Source organism: Nocardioides caldifontis (assembly GCF_008087345.1).
Classification (GTDB): Bacteria; Actinomycetota; Actinomycetes; order Propionibacteriales; family Nocardioidaceae; genus Marmoricola_A; species Marmoricola_A caldifontis.
On sequence record NZ_ML701735.1, the window covers coordinates 417,275 to 432,999 of the forward strand.

The 15,725-nt window shown below is 71.4% G+C and carries 12 protein-coding genes; 6 read left to right on the forward strand and 6 right to left on the reverse strand.

Annotated features, from left to right (window positions below; all coding sequences use genetic code 11):
- Positions 1-31: 31 nt before the first annotated feature.
- The 6 genes from FIP57_RS01945 to mnhG are packed head-to-tail and all read left to right on the forward strand — an operon-like array spanning position 32 to position 6,260.
- Entirely contained in the window at positions 32-2,926 is a 2,895-nt protein-coding gene (locus FIP57_RS01945; protein ID WP_148571389.1) for a Na+/H+ antiporter subunit A, read from the forward strand.
- On the forward strand, positions 2,923-3,363 hold the full coding sequence (locus tag FIP57_RS01950; RefSeq protein ID WP_148571391.1) for a Na(+)/H(+) antiporter subunit C: 441 nt from the start codon (positions 2,923-2,925) through the stop codon (positions 3,361-3,363). The genes FIP57_RS01945 and FIP57_RS01950 overlap by 4 nt, the downstream gene beginning before the upstream one ends.
- Positions 3,360-5,030, forward strand: coding sequence for a Na+/H+ antiporter subunit D (locus FIP57_RS01955; RefSeq protein ID WP_148571393.1), 1,671 nt, complete (start codon positions 3,360-3,362; stop codon positions 5,028-5,030). The genes FIP57_RS01950 and FIP57_RS01955 overlap by 4 nt, the downstream gene beginning before the upstream one ends.
- Positions 5,027-5,620: a Na+/H+ antiporter subunit E gene (locus FIP57_RS01960; protein WP_148571395.1), complete on the forward strand. Its 594-nt coding sequence runs from the start codon at positions 5,027-5,029 to the stop codon at positions 5,618-5,620. The genes FIP57_RS01955 and FIP57_RS01960 overlap by 4 nt, the downstream gene beginning before the upstream one ends.
- Positions 5,617-5,895, forward strand: a complete 279-nt coding sequence (locus FIP57_RS01965; protein ID WP_148571397.1) for an MrpF/PhaF family protein — start codon at positions 5,617-5,619, stop codon at positions 5,893-5,895. Before FIP57_RS01960 ends, FIP57_RS01965 begins: the two co-directional genes overlap by 4 nt.
- On the forward strand, positions 5,892-6,260 hold the full coding sequence (gene mnhG / locus FIP57_RS01970) for a monovalent cation/H(+) antiporter subunit G (protein WP_148571399.1): 369 nt from the start codon (positions 5,892-5,894) through the stop codon (positions 6,258-6,260). The genes FIP57_RS01965 and mnhG overlap by 4 nt, the downstream gene beginning before the upstream one ends.
- A gap of 18 nt (positions 6,261-6,278) precedes the next feature.
- Here mnhG and guaB read toward each other — a convergent pair whose 3' ends face one another.
- The 6 genes from guaB to groES form a co-directional block, all read right to left on the reverse strand.
- Positions 6,279-7,799: an IMP dehydrogenase gene (gene guaB, locus FIP57_RS01975; protein WP_148571401.1), complete on the reverse strand. Its 1,521-nt coding sequence runs from the start codon at positions 7,797-7,799 to the stop codon at positions 6,279-6,281.
- A 112-nt stretch (positions 7,800-7,911) separates the two neighbouring features.
- Positions 7,912-10,068, reverse strand: coding sequence for a fibronectin type III domain-containing protein (locus FIP57_RS01980; protein ID WP_148571403.1), 2,157 nt, complete (start codon positions 10,066-10,068; stop codon positions 7,912-7,914).
- Between the two features lie 19 nt (positions 10,069-10,087).
- A complete protein-coding gene (locus FIP57_RS01985) occupies positions 10,088-11,977 on the reverse strand; it encodes a fibronectin type III domain-containing protein (RefSeq protein WP_148571405.1) in 1,890 nt (629 codons plus the stop codon).
- Between the two features lie 196 nt (positions 11,978-12,173).
- Positions 12,174-13,358, reverse strand: a complete 1,185-nt coding sequence (locus tag FIP57_RS01990) for a glycosyl hydrolase (RefSeq protein ID WP_162529654.1) — start codon at positions 13,356-13,358, stop codon at positions 12,174-12,176.
- A 31-nt stretch (positions 13,359-13,389) separates the two neighbouring features.
- Positions 13,390-15,015: a chaperonin GroEL gene (gene groL, locus FIP57_RS01995; RefSeq protein WP_148571409.1), complete on the reverse strand. Its 1,626-nt coding sequence runs from the start codon at positions 15,013-15,015 to the stop codon at positions 13,390-13,392.
- Between the two features lie 147 nt (positions 15,016-15,162).
- Positions 15,163-15,459, reverse strand: a complete 297-nt coding sequence (groES, locus tag FIP57_RS02000; RefSeq protein WP_148571800.1) for a co-chaperone GroES — start codon at positions 15,457-15,459, stop codon at positions 15,163-15,165.
- Between the last annotated feature and the right edge of the window lie 266 nt (positions 15,460-15,725).

The following is a 15,725-nucleotide window of genomic DNA, read 5'->3' on the forward strand; positions in this document are numbered from 1 at the left end:
CGACGACACCGGTCCACCAGGAAGGCCCCCCGTGCTGCCGATCCTCGCTGCACACTTCCTGGCAGCGGCGGTGGCGCCACCGCTGGTCGGCTGGTTCGGCAGGAAGGTCTTCCTGCTCCTCGCGGTCGTGCCGCTGGCCTCCCTGACCTGGCTCGCCGCACAGGGCCCTGCGGTCGTCGACGGTGACCGCGTCGAGCAGGACGTCCCCTGGGTGCCGAGCCTCGGGCTCGAGGTCGCCCTGGCGATGGGGCCGCTGCAGTGGGTGCTGGCGCTGCTGGTCACCGGGGTCGGCGGGCTCGTGCTGGTCTACTGCGCCTGGTACTTCCATGCCGACGAGCCGGGGCTGACCTCGTTCTCCGGCCACTTCGTCGCCTTCGCGGGGGCGATGCTCGGCCTCGTCCTCTCCGCCGACCTGCTGCTGCTCTACGTGTTCTGGGAGCTGACCACGGTCTTCTCCTACCTGCTCATCGGCCACGACCCTGCACGGCGGGGCAGCCGGGCGGCCGGCATGCAGGCGCTCGTCGTCACCACCCTCGGCGGACTGGCGATGCTGGTGGGGATCCTGCTGGTCGGCGACGCGGCCGGCAGCTTCCGCGTCGAGGACGTGCTGGCCTCACCCCCCACCGGCGGCGTCGCCGTGACCGCCGCCGTGCTGCTGCTCGCCGGCGCGGTCACCAAGTCGGCCGTCGTGCCGTTCCACTTCTGGCTTCCGGGTGCGATGGCGGCCCCGACCCCGGTCAGCGCCTACCTCCACGCCGCGGCGATGGTGAAGGCCGGGATCTACCTGGTCGCGCTGCTCTCGCCCGCGTTCGCCGACGTCGCCGGTTGGCGCGAGACCACGCTCGTGCTCGGCACCGCCACGATGCTGGTCGGCGGCTGGCGGGCGCTGCGCCAGGTCGACATCAAGCTGCTCCTCGCCTACGGCACCGTCAGCCAGCTCGGCTTCCTCACCGTCGTCGCCGGCACCGGGACGAGGGCGGCCGCCTTCGCCGCGCTGGCGCTGCTCCTGGCGCACGCGCTGTTCAAGGCCACCCTCTTCCTCGTCGTCGGGATCGTCGACCACACCGCCGGCACCCGGGACCTGCGCGCGCTCTCCGGGGTCGGGCGCAAGCTTCCCTGGGTCGCCGTGCTCGCCTGCGTCGCCGGGGCGTCGATGGCCGGCCTCCCCCCGCTGCTCGGCTTCACGGCCAAGGAGTCGGTCCTCGCCGCGCTGCTCGACGTCGCGCACACCGGGGACGGCACCGGCGTGCCGGCGTACCTCGGCTGGGCGGTCGTCGCCGGCGTCGTCGCCGGCTCCGCCCTCACCGCCGCCTACACGCTGCGCTTCCTCTGGGGCGCCTTCGCGACCAAGGACGGCGTGGAGCCGTCGACCGTCACCCCTCCGGGGGCCGCCGCCGTCGTCCCGCCGGCCGTCTTCGCCGCGCTCTCCCTGCTGCTCGGGTTCACCGGCGGCCCGCTGACCACCCTGCTCGACCGGCACGCCGCGAGCTTCCCCGCCGGCGAGCACGCGCCGAAGCTGACCCTCTGGCACGGCGTCAACACCGCCCTGCTGCTGACCCTGCTCTCGCTCGCCGTCGGTCTCTTGGCCTTCGCTGCCCGGGCGCTCGTCGAGCAGGTGCAGGCCCGGCTGACCACGCCGCTCAGCGCCGAGCGCAGCTACCACTGGGCGGTCCGCGGGCTCGACCGCGCGGCCGTGGAGCTCACCGGCCGCACCCAGCGGGGCTCGGTCGCGATCTACCTGAGCGTCATCCTCCTGGTGATCGTCGTGGTGCCGGGCGCCGCGCTCGTCGCCGCCCTCCAGGACCCCGTGCGGTGGGTCCGCTGGGACAACGTCGGGCAGCCGCTCGTCGCGGTCGTCGTCGTGGTCGCCGCTGTGCTGACCGCGCGGGCGCGCCGGCGGCTCAAGGCGGTCGTGCTGGTGGGCGTCGCCGGCTACGGCACGGCCCTGCTCTTCCTGCTCCAGGGCGCGCCCGACCTGGCGCTGACCCAGCTGCTGGTCGAGACGGTGACGCTCGTCGTGTTCGTGCTGGTGCTGCGCCGGCTGCCGGCGTACTTCACCGACCGGCCGCTGCACTGGAGCCGCCACGTGCGCGCCGCGATCGGGCTGCTCGCCGCCGTCGCGGTCGCCAGCTTCATGCTGGTCACCGGTGCCGCGCGCACCGCGGTGCCGGTGTCGGACGACTTCGCCACCGAGGCCGTGGAGTACGGCGGCGGCAAGAACATCGTCAACGTGACGCTGGTGGACATCCGCGCCTGGGACACGATGGGCGAGCTCGCGGTGCTCGTCGTGGCCGCTACCGGTGTCGCGAGCCTCATCTTCATCGAGACCCGCGGGATGGCGATCCGCCGGGTGCGCGAGATCCCGTACCCGGTCAGCGTCCGCAAGCAGACGACCAACAAGTCGCGGCGGGTCTGGCTGCCTGCCGGGCGGACCTTGGCCCCCGAGCGCCGCTCGATCATCTTCGAGGTCGTCACCCGGCTGCTCTTCCACGCGATCATCGTGCTGTCGGTGTTCCTGCTGTTCTCCGGCCACAACAACCCCGGCGGCGGGTTCGCTGCCGGGCTGGTCACCGGGCTGGCGCTGCTCGTCCGCTACCTGGCCGGTGGTCGGTACGAGCTCGACGAGGCCGCACCCGTCGACGCCGGCGTGCTGATCGGCACCGGGCTCGGCGTCGCCGCGCTCTCCGGGCTGGCGCCGCTGGCCTTCGGCGGCACCGTCCTCCAGAGCGCGGTCGTCGACCTCGCGGTCCCGCTCATCGGCGAGCTGCACCTGGTCACGTCGCTCTTCTTCGACGTCGGCGTGTACCTCGTGGTCGTCGGGCTGATGCTCGACCTGCTCCGCAGCCTTGGCTCCGGCATCGACCGGCAGATCCTCCGCGAGGAGCGCGAGAGCCGCGCCGCCGCCCCGACAGGAGGCGGAGCATGACCGTCAACCTCACGCTGGTCCTCGTCGCCGCCGTCATGTTCGGATGCGGGATCTACCTGCTCCTCGAGCGGAGCCTCAGCCGCGTCCTCGTCGGCGTCGTGCTGATGGGCAACGGCGTCAACGTGCTGATCCTCCAGTCCGGCGGCGCCGCCGGGCCGGCACCGATCGTCAGCGACGCCGGCGGTGCCGAGACCGCCGACCCGCTCCCGCAGGCGCTGATCCTCACCGCGATCGTCATCACGCTGGGCACCACGGCGTTCCTGCTCGCGATGGCTTACCGCAGCTGGCAGATCGACGGCCACGACGACGTCCAGGACGACGTCGAGGACGCCGTGATCCGCCGGCTCGCGGCGGCCGACGAGGCCTCCCACGGCTACGAGATGGACGAGCACCGCGAGGAACCGGACGCCGACGAGCCCGTGGAGCGTGGCGCATGAGCGACGCGCTGGTCGCCCTCCCGGTCATCGTCCCGCTGCTCGCCGCGGGGCTCAGCCTGGTGCTCGTCCGCCGGCCCTCCCTCCAGCGGATGGTCAGCATCATCGCCCTGGTCGCCGTCGCCGCGGTGGCCGCCGTGCTGGTGGTCCGCGCCGACCAGGACGGGCCGCAGGCGCTCTGGATAGGCGGGTGGCCGGAGCCGCTCGGCATCGCGTTGGTCGCCGACCGGCTCTCGTCGCTGATGCTGCTGGTCTCCGCCCTCGTCACCCTTGCGGTGCTCGTGTACTCGGTGGGCCAGGGCATGGTCGACGAGGCCGAGAGCGCCCCGCTGTCGATCTACCACCCGTCGTTCCTCGTGCTGGCTGCGGGCGTGGCGAACGCGTTCCTCGCCGCCGACCTGTTCAACCTCTTCGTCAGCTTCGAGATGCTGCTCTTCGCGAGCTACGTCCTGCTGACGCTCGGCGGGACGGAGTCGCGGATCCGCGCAGGGACGATCTACGTGGTCGTCAACGTGCTGTCGTCGATGGTCTTCCTCGTCGCGATCGCGATGGTCTACTCCGCCACCGGCAGCCTCAATTTCGCGCAGCTCGCCGGCCGGCTCGACGCGCTCCCCGAGGCCGTCGCGCTGCTCCTCCAGCTGATGCTGCTCACGGTCTTCTCGATCAAGGCAGCGGTCTTCCCGCTGTCGTTCTGGCTGCCCGACAGCTACCCGACCGCACCAGCCCCGGTGACCGCGGTGTTCGCCGGGTTGCTGACCAAGGTCGGTGTCTACGCGATCCTGCGGACCCAGACCCTGCTCTTCCCGGACAGCCCGCTGACCACGGCACTGCTCGTCGCCGCCCTGCTCACCATGCTCGTCGGGATCCTCGGTGCGGTCGCCCAGTCGGACATCAAGCGGATGCTCTCCTTCACGCTGGTCAGCCACATCGGCTACATGATCTTCGGCGTGGGGCTGGCCACCGCGGCCGGCGTCTCAGGCGCGATCTTCTACGTCGTCCACCACATCACCATCCAGACAGGGCTGTTCCTCGTGGTGGGGCTGGTCGAGCACCGCGCCGGCAGCACCTCGCTGCTCCGGCTCGGCGGGCTGGCGCGGCTCTCGCCGATCCTCGGCCTGAGCTTCTTCGTCCCGGCGATGAACCTCGCCGGGATCCCGCCGATGTCCGGGTTCCTCGGCAAGGTCGGGCTCGCCTCGGCGGGGATCGAGCAGGGGTCGACGCTCGCCTACGTCCTCGTCGCCGCCGGCATGGCCACCAGCCTGCTGACGCTCTACGCGGTCGCGAAGGCCTGGAGCCTGGCCTTCTGGCGGACCCCCCAGCAGGCCCACGAGACGTCGCTCGCGGTCCAGCAGGACTACCAGGACGCCCCCGGCGAGGAGCGGCAGCGGGTCCGGGTCGGCTCCGCGTCGTACGGACGGGTGGAGCAGCAGGAGGCCCGCAGCATCCACGACGACACCCCTGACCGCGACCTCTACCAGCGGCTCCAGGACGACGACCTCCCCCACCACCGGCCGCGCACGATGACCGCGGCCGCGCTCGGGCTGGTCGGGCTGAGCCTGCTGCTCACCGTCGTCGCCGGACCGCTGTTCGACTACACCGACCGCGCCGCCGTGGACCTGCTGGAGCGCACCCCGTACCTCGAGGCCGTCCTGACCGGGGACACGCCGTGAGCACCGTCGACGAGACCACCCAGGCCCCGCCGCCGCGACGGTCCCGCTACCGCGCGCTCCAGCCGGCGAACCTCGCCTGGCTGACCGTCCTCTGGGTGGCGCTGTGGGGCGACCTGTCGGTCGGCAACGTGGTCTCGGGGCTCCTCGTGGCGGTCGCGGTCTGCCTGGTCTTCCCGCTGCCGGCGGTCCGGATGCAGCTGAGGCTGCGGCCCCTGGCGCTCACCCGGCTCACCCTGAAGTTCTTCGTCGACGTGGTCGTCTCCAGCGTCCAGGTCGCCCTGCTCGCGCTCCGCCCCCGCACCGTGCGCAACTCGGTCATCGAGGTGAACCTGCGCAGTGACTCCGACTTCGTGCTGACGGTGGTCGCCGAGATGACCTCGCTCGTTCCGGGCAGCATCGTCGTCGAGGTACGCCGAAGCAGCCACACGCTCTTCCTCCACGTGCTGGACACCGACGACCTCCGGGCCGCCGAGTCCATGCGCGAGCGCACCCTGGAGCTCGAGCAGCGGGTGGTCGCGGCGTTCGGGGCGGAGCACACCCTCGCCCACCGCCGCACCGGCTCCGTCTCCGCCGAGGAGGAGCGCCGATGACCTGGGTCCTGGGGATCTGCAGCGCGTTCCTCGTGGTCGCCGCGGTGCTCGTGGTCGTCCGGATCACGCGCGGCCCCACGATGCTCGACCGCATCGTCGCCTTCGACGTGCTGGTCTCGGCGACGATCTGCGCTCTGGGGCTCGAGGCCGCGGTGCACCAGCACACCCACTCGCTGCCGATCCTGGCGGCGCTGGCCCTGCTCGGGTTCGTCAGCACGGCCAGCGTCGCGTCGCTGACCGGTGGCCGCCAGGGCGTCGAGGAGGAGGACCGGTGAGCTGGACCGACGTGCTCGACGTGGCCGCCGCGGCGTGCCTGCTGGCCGGCTGCCTGCTGTCGCTGCTGGCCGCGCTCGGCATGATCCGGTTCCCCGACCTGCTCAGCCGGATGCACGCCGCGACCAAGCCGCAGGTGCTCGGCCTCGTGCTGGTGCTGGTCGGGCTGGGGCTGCGGCTCCGCGACGAGCGGACCCTCGGGCTGCTGCTGCTCGTGGTGCTGTTCCAGTTCTCCACCGCCCCGATCGCCAGCCACATGGCCGGCCGGGCCGCCTTCCGGGCGGGCCAGGTCGACCACGACCTGCTGGTCACCGACGAGCTGAGCGAGACCCTGGAGTCCCACGAGGAGCCGCGCGGCGCCCCCTGATGCCCGGGGACGGCGCGGTCAGCGTCCGAGGCTGTAGTTCGGTGCCTCGGCCACCATCTGGATGTCGTGCGGGTGGCTCTCCTTGAGCCCGGCCGAGGTGATCCGGACGAACTTGCCGCGCGCCTGGAGCTCGGGGATCGTGCGCGCGCCGACGTAGAACATCGACTGCTGGAGCCCACCGACGAGCTGGTGGGCGACCGCCGCGACCGGGCCGCGGTAGGCGACCTGCCCCTCGATCCCCTCGGGGACGATCTTGTCGTCGCTCATCACGTCGGCCTGGAAGTAGCGGTCCTTGGAGTAGGACTTCTTGCCGCGCGAGGACATCGCGGCCAGCGACCCCATGCCGCGGTACGACTTGTACTGCTTGCCGTTGAGGAAGATCAGCTCCCCGGGGCTCTCCTCGCAGCCGGCGAGCAGCGAGCCGATCATCACGGTGTCGGCCCCGGCGACGAGGGCCTTGGCGATGTCGCCGGAGTACTGCAGCCCGCCGTCGCCGATCACCGGGACCCCGGCCGGCTTGCAGGCCTGCGCGGCCTCGTGGATCGCGGTCACCTGGGGCACGCCGACGCCGGCCACGACGCGGGTGGTGCAGATCGAGCCCGGCCCGACGCCCACCTTCACCGCGTCGACCCCGGCGTCGACCAGCGCCTGGGCGCCCGCCCGGGTGGCCACGTTGCCGCCGATGACCTGGACGTGCTCCAGGGCAGGGTCCTTCTTCAGCCGCTCGACCATCTCCAGCAGCAGGCGGGCGTGGCCGTGCGCGGTGTCGACCACCAGCACGTCGACCCCGGCCTCGACCAGCGTGGTGGCCCGCTCGTAGGCGTCGCCGAAGTAGCCCACTGCGGCACCGACCAGCAGCCGGCCGTCGGCGTCCTTGGAGGCGTGCGGGAACTGCTCGGACTTCACGAAGTCCTTCACGGTGATCAGCCCGGCGAGGTGGCCGCTGTCGTCGACGATCGGCAGCCGCTCGCGCTTGTGCTGCCGCAGGATCGCGGTGGCGTCGTCGTGGGAGATCCCGACCGGCGCGGTGATCAGCGGCATCGGGGTCATCACGTCGGAGACCAGCGTGCTCCCCCACTCCGCGACCGGGGTGAACCGCAGGTCGCGGTTGGTGACGATGCCGAGGAGCTTGTTGCCCTCGTCGACGACCGGCAGCCCGGAGACGCGGTACTCCCCGCACCGCTCGTCGAGCTCCTCCAGCGTCGCCTTCGGGCCGATCGTCACCGGGTTGGAGATCATCCCCGTCTGGGTCCGCTTCACCAGGTCGACCTGGTAGGCCTGGTCCTCGATCGACAGGTTGCGGTGGAGGACGCCGAGGCCGCCCTGCCGTGCCATCGCGATCGCCATCCGCGACTCCGTCACGGTGTCCATCGCGCTCGAGACGAGCGGCACCCGGAGGCTGATCTCCCGGGTCAGCCGCGAGGTGGTGTCCACCTCGCTCGGAACCACATCGGTCTCACCGGGCAGGAGCAGGACGTCGTCGTACGTCAGCCCGAGCGGGAGGAACGGATCGGGGACACCAGCAGCAGTGAGACTCACGAGGGACCTTCCGGGGCGAGCGGCGGCGTACAGGGAGTCTAACGACGAGGTGACCCCGGCGGATTCCCGCCGGGGCCACCTCCTGCGTCACCCCTCGCGCTCTTCCCTGCGGCTATCGCGTCACGGTGAGGCTCGGCCCGATGTTGCCGCGCGCGTCCCGTGCCGCCACCCGGAACGTCTGCGCCGTACGCGGCAGACCGGTGACGGTGTACGAGCGGGCGCTCGATCCCGGCCGCGCGACCACGGTGGTGCCGCGGTAGACGATGTAGCCGGTCACGCCCACGTTGTCGGTGGCCGCGGTCCAGGTCAGCCGCACCCGGGTCGGCACCGGCCGGGTGGCCGTCAGCGAGCCGGGGGCGCTGGGCGCGGTCGTGTCCGGCACCGTCCGCGAGACCGAGGCACTCAGCTGGCTGACGTTGCCCGCCGCGTCGCGGGCACGCACCGTCCACGTGTGCGAACGGCCCTGCGGCGCCGCCGCGTCGGTGTACGACGTGGTGGTGGTCGTGCCGACCACGACCCCGTTGCGGAGCACGTCGTAGCCGGTCACCCCGACGTTGTCGGTCGAGGCGGTCCACGAGATCCGCGGCTGGTTGTTCACCAGTGCCGAGGTCACCCCGGTCGGACGGCTCGGCCGGGTCGTGTCGGCGGTGGACGGCGGGCTCACCGCCGTGCTGGCCGCGCTGACGTTGCCGGCGGCGTCGCGCGCCCGGACCGTGTAGCTCGGCGTCCCGGCCGGGTTCGACGTGTCGGTCCACGAGGTCCCGGTCGTGGTGCCCACCACGGTGCCGTTGCGGAGCACGTCGTAGCCGGTGACGCCGACGTTGTCGGTGGAGGCGTTCCAGGAGATCACCGGCTGGCCGCCCACCCGGGTCGCGGCGACGCCGGTGGGGACGCTCGGCGCGGTGGTGTCGCCGCCCCCACCGCCCCCGGCCGTGGCGATCGTCGGGTGCGTCGTCGGGCTGACCTGGCCGGCGGTGTCGACGGCGCGCACCGTGTACATCCGGCGTGCGGACGACGGGATGGTGTCGGTGAAGCTGGTCGAGGCGGTCGAGCCGATCGGCATGCCGTTGCGGAACAGCTCGTACCGGGCGACGCCCTTGTCGTCGGACGCGGCGGACCAGCTCATCTGCACCGTGCCCGACGGCTGCACCGTGGCGGTGAACCCGCCGGGTGTCGTCGGCGCGGTGTCGTCGTCGCCGGGCTGGCCGTCCTCGCTGAGCCGCCAGGAGTTGGCGAAGACGTTGAACGCCTCCTGCTCCGCGGGGTCGAAGACGTTCTGGCTGTCGTAGGCGACCATGAAGCTGCGGATGCCGCGGTTGGCGTCCTGGTTGTCGAAGACCATGTAGAAGTTCAGCTTCGGGAAGACGTTGTTCTCCACCGCCTGGCGGGCCTGCTGGTAGTAGAGGTAGGTGTTCGCCCGGCTCGCGCTGTGGATGCTCCACTCGACGATGCCCCACTCCTTCGAGGCGTAGTCGTGCTCCTGGTTGCTCTCGCGGAGCAGCACGTCGTACATCTCGCGGACGCGCTTCTCGAAGCTGACGTCGTTGTTGCCGCCCTGGTAGCCGTTGAAGGTGATCCAGTCGACGTACTCGTCGCCGGGCCACAGGTCGTCGATCATGCACTCGTAGGCCGGGTAGTTCATGTAGTTCATGACCCACACGACGTTGTCGACGCCCTCGGCGTCGAAGATCGAGCGGATGTTGTGCCACATCGCGACGTACTCGGCTGCGGTGCCCATCGTGCCCGGCCTCGTCGACTGCCCGGGGCAGGTGAAGGCGATGTCGTTCTCCGGCTCGTGGTGGACGGCGAGGAACAGCTTCTTGTCACCGAGCGCCTTGATGCTGCGCGCCATCTGCCGGATGTAGCCGTTCATCTGCGCGTTGCCGCCGGCGGCGCTGGCGAACGACGTCGTGGTCACCGGCCAGTTGAGGTAGAGCAGCGTGTCGGGCCGGTTGATGAAGTAGAGGTCGTGCTCGTCGAGCTGGTGGCTCATGTTCCCGGCACCGTGGTAGAGGTGCACGATGTCGAGCTGGCGGCCGACCCGCTGCTCGAAGTTGAGGATCTGGTCGCGCTTGGTGCCGTCGACGTCCGGGGTGCCGTTGGAGCTCGCGCCGAACATGGGCCGGCACGGGTTGACCAGGAGCTCGGTCAGCTCGCACCCCGGCAGCGGCGCGGCCGGTGCCGCCGGCGCCCCGGCCAGCGTCATCCCCGCCAGCCCCGCGAGGAGCGCGATCGCCCCGACGCCCATCTTCCGTGCTCGTCCCAGCATCGTGGTGCCCTTCTCGTTCTCAGCCCGTGACCGTGGCGGCCGGGCTCCGGTTGCCCGCGGCGTCGACGGCGACGACGCGGAACGTGTAGCGGGTGCCGGCGCGCAGGCTGCCGACGGAGGTGCGGACGGTGGACGCGGACACCCGCCGCACCTGGGTGGAGCCGCGGAAGACCAGGTAGCCGGTCACTCCGACGTTGTCGCTGGCCCGCGTCCAGGTCAGCGTCGCGCTGGTCCGCGACCGGCTCACGGTGAGGAGGGGCGGGGTGGTCGGTGCGATGGTGTCGCGCGCCGTGAGCCGCACGGCGCTGCTCGCGCGCCCGACGTTGCCGGCGGCGTCGCGGGCCCGGACCGTGTAGGAGGAGGAGCGGCCCTGGGGCGCCGAGGAGTCGGTGAACGAACGGCTGCTGGTGGTCCCGACGACGACTCCGCCACGCAGCACGTCGTACGCCGCCACGCCGACGTCGTCCGTCGCGGCCCGCCAGGTGAGCTGGGGGACCCCGGCGACCAGCCGGCCGCTGAGCCCGGTCACCTGCGACGGTGCCGTGGTGTCGGGACGGGGCGTCGTCACGGTCACCCCGGCGGTCGGCTCGCTGGTGGCGCCCGCGGTGTCGACCGCGCGGACCGCGTACGTCGCGGTGCTCCCCGGCTGCCGGCCGGTGTGGGTCCACGTGGTGGTCGCGGTGCTCCCGACCACGACACCGTTGTGGAGCACTTCGTAGCCGGCGACCCCGACGTCGTCGACGGAGGCGGCCCAGCCGAGCGCGATCGAGCGGCCGTCGGCGGCGGGCGTCGCGGTCAGCCCGGTGGGGGTGCTCGGCGGGGTGTCGACGGGAGGCTCGACGACCGGCGGCGTGCCGTCGCCGGTGAACCGCCACGAGTGGGCGAACGCGTTGAACGCGGCCTGCTCGAGGGGGTCGTGGACGTCCGCCGTGTCGTAGGCGACGCGGTAGCTGCCGTCGCCGGTGTTCGGGTCGCCGTTGTCGAAGTTGGCGTAGAGGGCGAACTTCGGGAACCGGCCCGTCTCCACCGCCTCCTTCGCCTGGGCGTAGTAGCGGTAGGCACTCTCCTGGGTGGACTCGTTGATCCCCCACTCGGCGAGCCCCCACACCTTCGACAGGTAGTCGCGCTCCGGGGTGCTCCGCGCCGTGAAGAAGTCGTAGAGGTTGCGGGCGCGCTCCTCGAAGGAGACGTCGTCGTCGCCGTGCTGGTAGGCGTTCCACACGATCCAGTCGACGAGGTCGTCGCCCGGGTAGAGCTCCTCGACCATGCAGTTGAAGGGCTCGTAGTTCATGTAGTTCATGACCCACACGACGTTGTCGACGCCGGCGGCGTCGAACCGTGCCCGCACGTTGCGCCACATCGCGAGGTAGTCGGCGGGCGTCCCCGAGGTGCCGAGGTGGGTGATCCCGGTGCAGCCCGCGGTGGTGGTGACGTCGTTCTCCGGCTCATGGTGGACCGACATCAGGATCTTGTGGTCGCCCAGCGCCTTGACGCTCGCGGCCATCTCGTCGATCTGCGCGTTGACCGCGTCGTCGCTGCCGTCGGCGGTCGGCCAGTCGCGGGTCACCTGGTAGTTGACGAAGAGGATCGTGTCCGGCCGGGTGGCGAAGTGGACGTCCTCCTCGCGGAGCGAGTTCTGCCCGGCCACGCGGTAGGTGTGCGCGACCTCCACCTGGCGCCCCATCCGCTCCTCGGCGTAGAGCATCTGGTCGAGCTTGGAGTAGTAGTCCGGCACCTCCGGGTAGCGGTTGGCGGTGGTGCCGAACCAGGGCCGGCAGGAGTTGACCAGCCGCTCGTCGACGGTGCACCCCTCGGCCGTCGCCGCGGCGATCCCGGCCCTGGAGACGTCAGGGGCGGGGGCGGCCTGCGCGGCGAGCGGGACGCCCGCGACGAGCAGCGGCAGCAGCACGAGCAACCACCCTGCGGGGCGGCATGCGCGTGCACGCCCGACGGCCCACCCACACCTCGACACAGCTCCCCCTGGTGCCGCCCCCACGACGGCTTCTTCCCTGCGCGCAGCCTAGGAAGCGAGGGGGGCCGTGCCGACAGGGCTCTACGTCCCACACGCGGTCCCGACAGGGGCCCATACCGGACGTTCCGGACGATCAGCGCCGGGGCTCGTGCTCCCAGGGGCCGTTGAGCCGCCAGCTCTGGGCGAACCGGTTGAAGGCGCGCTGCTCACGCCGGTCACGCGTGCCGTCCCGCCCGTACGCGACGCGGTAGCTGCCGTCGAGGGTGTGCGGGTCGACGGAGTCGAAGACGGCGAAGAGCTTCAGCTGGGGGAAGGTGTCGGCCTCGACGGCCTCGCGGGCCTGCTCGTAGTAGAGGTAGGCCGCTTCCTGGGAGGAGTCGTAGATCCCCCACTCGGCCAGCCCCCACGGCTTCGACAGGTAGTCGTGTCGCGGGCCGGAGCGGCGGGTGAGCAGGTCGTACATGTTGCGGACCTCCGCCTCGAAGCTCTCCGGGGCGTGGCCCTGCGCGTAGGCGTTGAAGAGGATCCAGTCGACCAGGTCGTCACCCGGGTAGAGCGCGTCGATCATGCAGTTGTACGCCGGGTAGCCCATGTAGTTCATGACCCACACGACGTTGTCGACCCCGAGCGCGTCGAACCGCTCGTGGACGGTCCGCCACATCGTGCGGTACTCCTCCGGCGTGCCGGACTCCCCGTTGATCGGGGTGCCCTTCGGGCAGGACGGGGCCTCGGACACGTCGTTCTCGGGCTCGTGGAAGAGCGCCAGCATGATGCGCGTGCGGCCGAGCGACTTGATGCTGCGTCCCATCTCGTCGATGCCCGCGTTGACCTCGGGGTCGCTGCCGTCGGCGCGGGACCAGTCGAGGGTCGGCTGCCAGTTGACCAGCATCAGGGTGTCGGGTCGGGAGGCGAAGTAGCGGTCGGTGTCGTCGAGGGAGTTCTCGCCGGCCGGGTGGTAGTTGTGGGCGACGTCGAGCCGCCGCCCGGTGCGGCGCTCGAAGTACCGCAGCTGCGCGGTCTTGTTCCACTTCTCGGCCTGCGGGTAGCGGTTGGCCGTGGCGCCGAACCAGGGGCGGCAGGAGTTGACCAACCGCTCGTCGACGGTGCACCCGGTCATCGGCGTCGGGGTGGGAGACGGGGTGCCGGTCGCCTCCGCGCGAGGTGCCGGGTCGCGGTCGTCGTCGCCGCCGTCGTCGCCCCGGACCATCAGGAAGACGGCGGACGCAGCCGCCAGCACCACGAGCGTGACGAGGACCGCGAGCAGGCGGACACGGCCCCGCTCCTCGAGGGAACGGGGCCGTGTCCGTGGTGCTGTCATCGTGCGGGTGCCGTGAGCCGGCGGGCTCGGCTCAGTGGCCGTGCCCGTGACCGTGGCCGTGACCGGCCGCGGCGGGCTCCTCCTCCTCGGGCTTGTCCACCACGAGGGTCTCGGTGGTGAGCAGCATCGCCGCGATGGAGGTGGCATTGACCAGCGCGGAGCGGGTCACCTTGACCGGGTCGAGGATCCCCTGGCCCAGCAGGTCGCCGTACTCGCCGGTGGCCGCGTTGTAACCGTTGCCGACGCCACCCTCGCGGACCTTGGCGACGACGACGTAGCCGTTCTCGCCGCCGTTCTCGGCGATCCAGCGCAGCGGCTCGTCGGCCGCCTTGCGGACCACCCGGACGCCGACGGCCTCGTCGCCGGTGAGCCCGAGGTCACCCTCGAGCGCGGACGTGGCGTGCACCAGCGCGGAGCCACCGCCGGGGATGATCCCCTCCTCGATCGCGGCGCGCGTCGCGGAGACGGCGTCCTCGATGCGGTGCTTCTTCTCCTTGAGCTCGACCTCGGTGGCAGCACCGACCTTGACGACGCAGACGCCGCCGGCCAGCTTCGCGAGCCGCTCCTGGAGCTTCTCGCGGTCCCAGTCGGAGTCGGTGGCCTCGATCTCGGCCTTGATCTGCGCGACGCGGCCGTTGACCGCGGAGGCGTCACCGGCGCCGTCGACGATCGTGGTGTTGTCCTTGGTGACGACCACGCGACGGGCCTGGCCGAGCACCTCGAGCCCGACCTGGTCGAGCTTGAGCCCGACCTCCGGAGCCACGACCTCACCGCCGGTGAGGATCGCGATGTCCTGCAGCATCGCCTTGCGACGGTCACCGAAGGCGGGGGCCTTGACGGCGACCGAGTTGAAGGTGCCGCGGATCTTGTTGACGACCAGCGTGGAGAGCGCCTCGCCCTCGACGTCCTCGGCGAGGACAAAGAGCGGCTTGCCCGACTGCATGACCTTCTCGAGCAGCGGCAGCAGGTCGGCGACCGAGCTGATCTTCCCCTGGTGGAGGAGGATGTACGGGTCGTCGAGGACCGCCTCCATGCGCTCCGCGTCGGTCACGAAGTACGGCGAGATGTAGCCCTTGTCGAACTGCATCCCCTCGGTGAACTCGAGCTCGGTGCCGAAGGTGTTCGACTCCTCGACGGTGATGACACCGTCCTTGCCGACCTTGTCGAACGCCTCGGCGAGCAGGTCGCCGATGTGCGAGTCGCGGCTGGACACGGTCGCGACCGCGGCCATGTCCTCCTTGGAGTCGATGTCGCGGGCGGCGTCGCGCAGCGCGTCGCCGACGGCCTCGGCGGCCTTGTCCATGCCCCGCTTCAGCGCCATCGGGTTGATCCCGGCGGCCACCGCGCGGATGCCCTCGTGGACCATCGCCTGGGCCAGGACCGTCGCCGTCGTGGTGCCGTCACCGGCGACGTCGTTGGTCTTGGTGGCGACCTCCTTGGTCAGTTGCGCGCCGAGGTTCTCGAACGGGTCGTCGAGCTCGACCTCACGGGCGACCGTGACGCCGTCGTTGGTGATCGTGGGGGCGCCCCACTTCTTGTCGAGGACGACGTAACGGCCCTTCGGGCCGAGCGTCACCTTCACGGTGTTGGCGAGCGCGTCAACGCCGCGCTCGAGCGCGCGGCGGGCGCTCTCGTCGAACTCCAGGATCTTCGGCATCGAAGGATCACTGCCTTTCTAGGACTGTGTCGGTGGGGACGACCACGTCGGCTCGGTGCGCCGCGCCGCCGTCCAAGACCACGCCCCGAGGGCCCTGGCTCAGTGCGGGGCCGCCCGGGGCGGAGTCTCGTGGTTCAGGGGGCTGGGTCAGCCGATGACGGCCAGCACGTCGCGGGCGCTGAGGATGAGGTACTCCTCGCCGGCGTACTTGACCTCGGTGCCGCCGTACTTGCTGTAGATGACCTTGTCACCCACGGAGATGTCGAGCGGGATGCGCTCGTCGCCGTCCTCGTTCCACCGACCGGGACCGACCGCGATGACCTCGCCCTCCTGGGGCTTCTCCTTCGCGGTGTCCGGGATGACCAGGCCGGAAGCCGTGGTCTGCTCGGCGTCGAGCGTCTGCACGAGGATGCGGTCCTCGAGCGGCTTGATGTTGACCGACACGTCGTCGACCTCCACTTTGTCGTCTGTCGAATGTTGCAAGACTTGCGCTCGGTCGTCGCGCGCCGTCGCGGGGGTCGCGCTCCTTCCGAGCGTTAGCACCCGCCAGGGGAGAGTGCCAGTTCCGAAACTAGCCATCGACTAGCACTCGGTCAAGTCGAGTGCCAATCACACTTCCGCCGAGTCGTCGCATCTTCACGCTCCTCCCCCGCCGAGCCGGGGCGCCAGTCACCGCCCCCCCCCGGCGAGAAGGCGGCGCGGGCGCCACC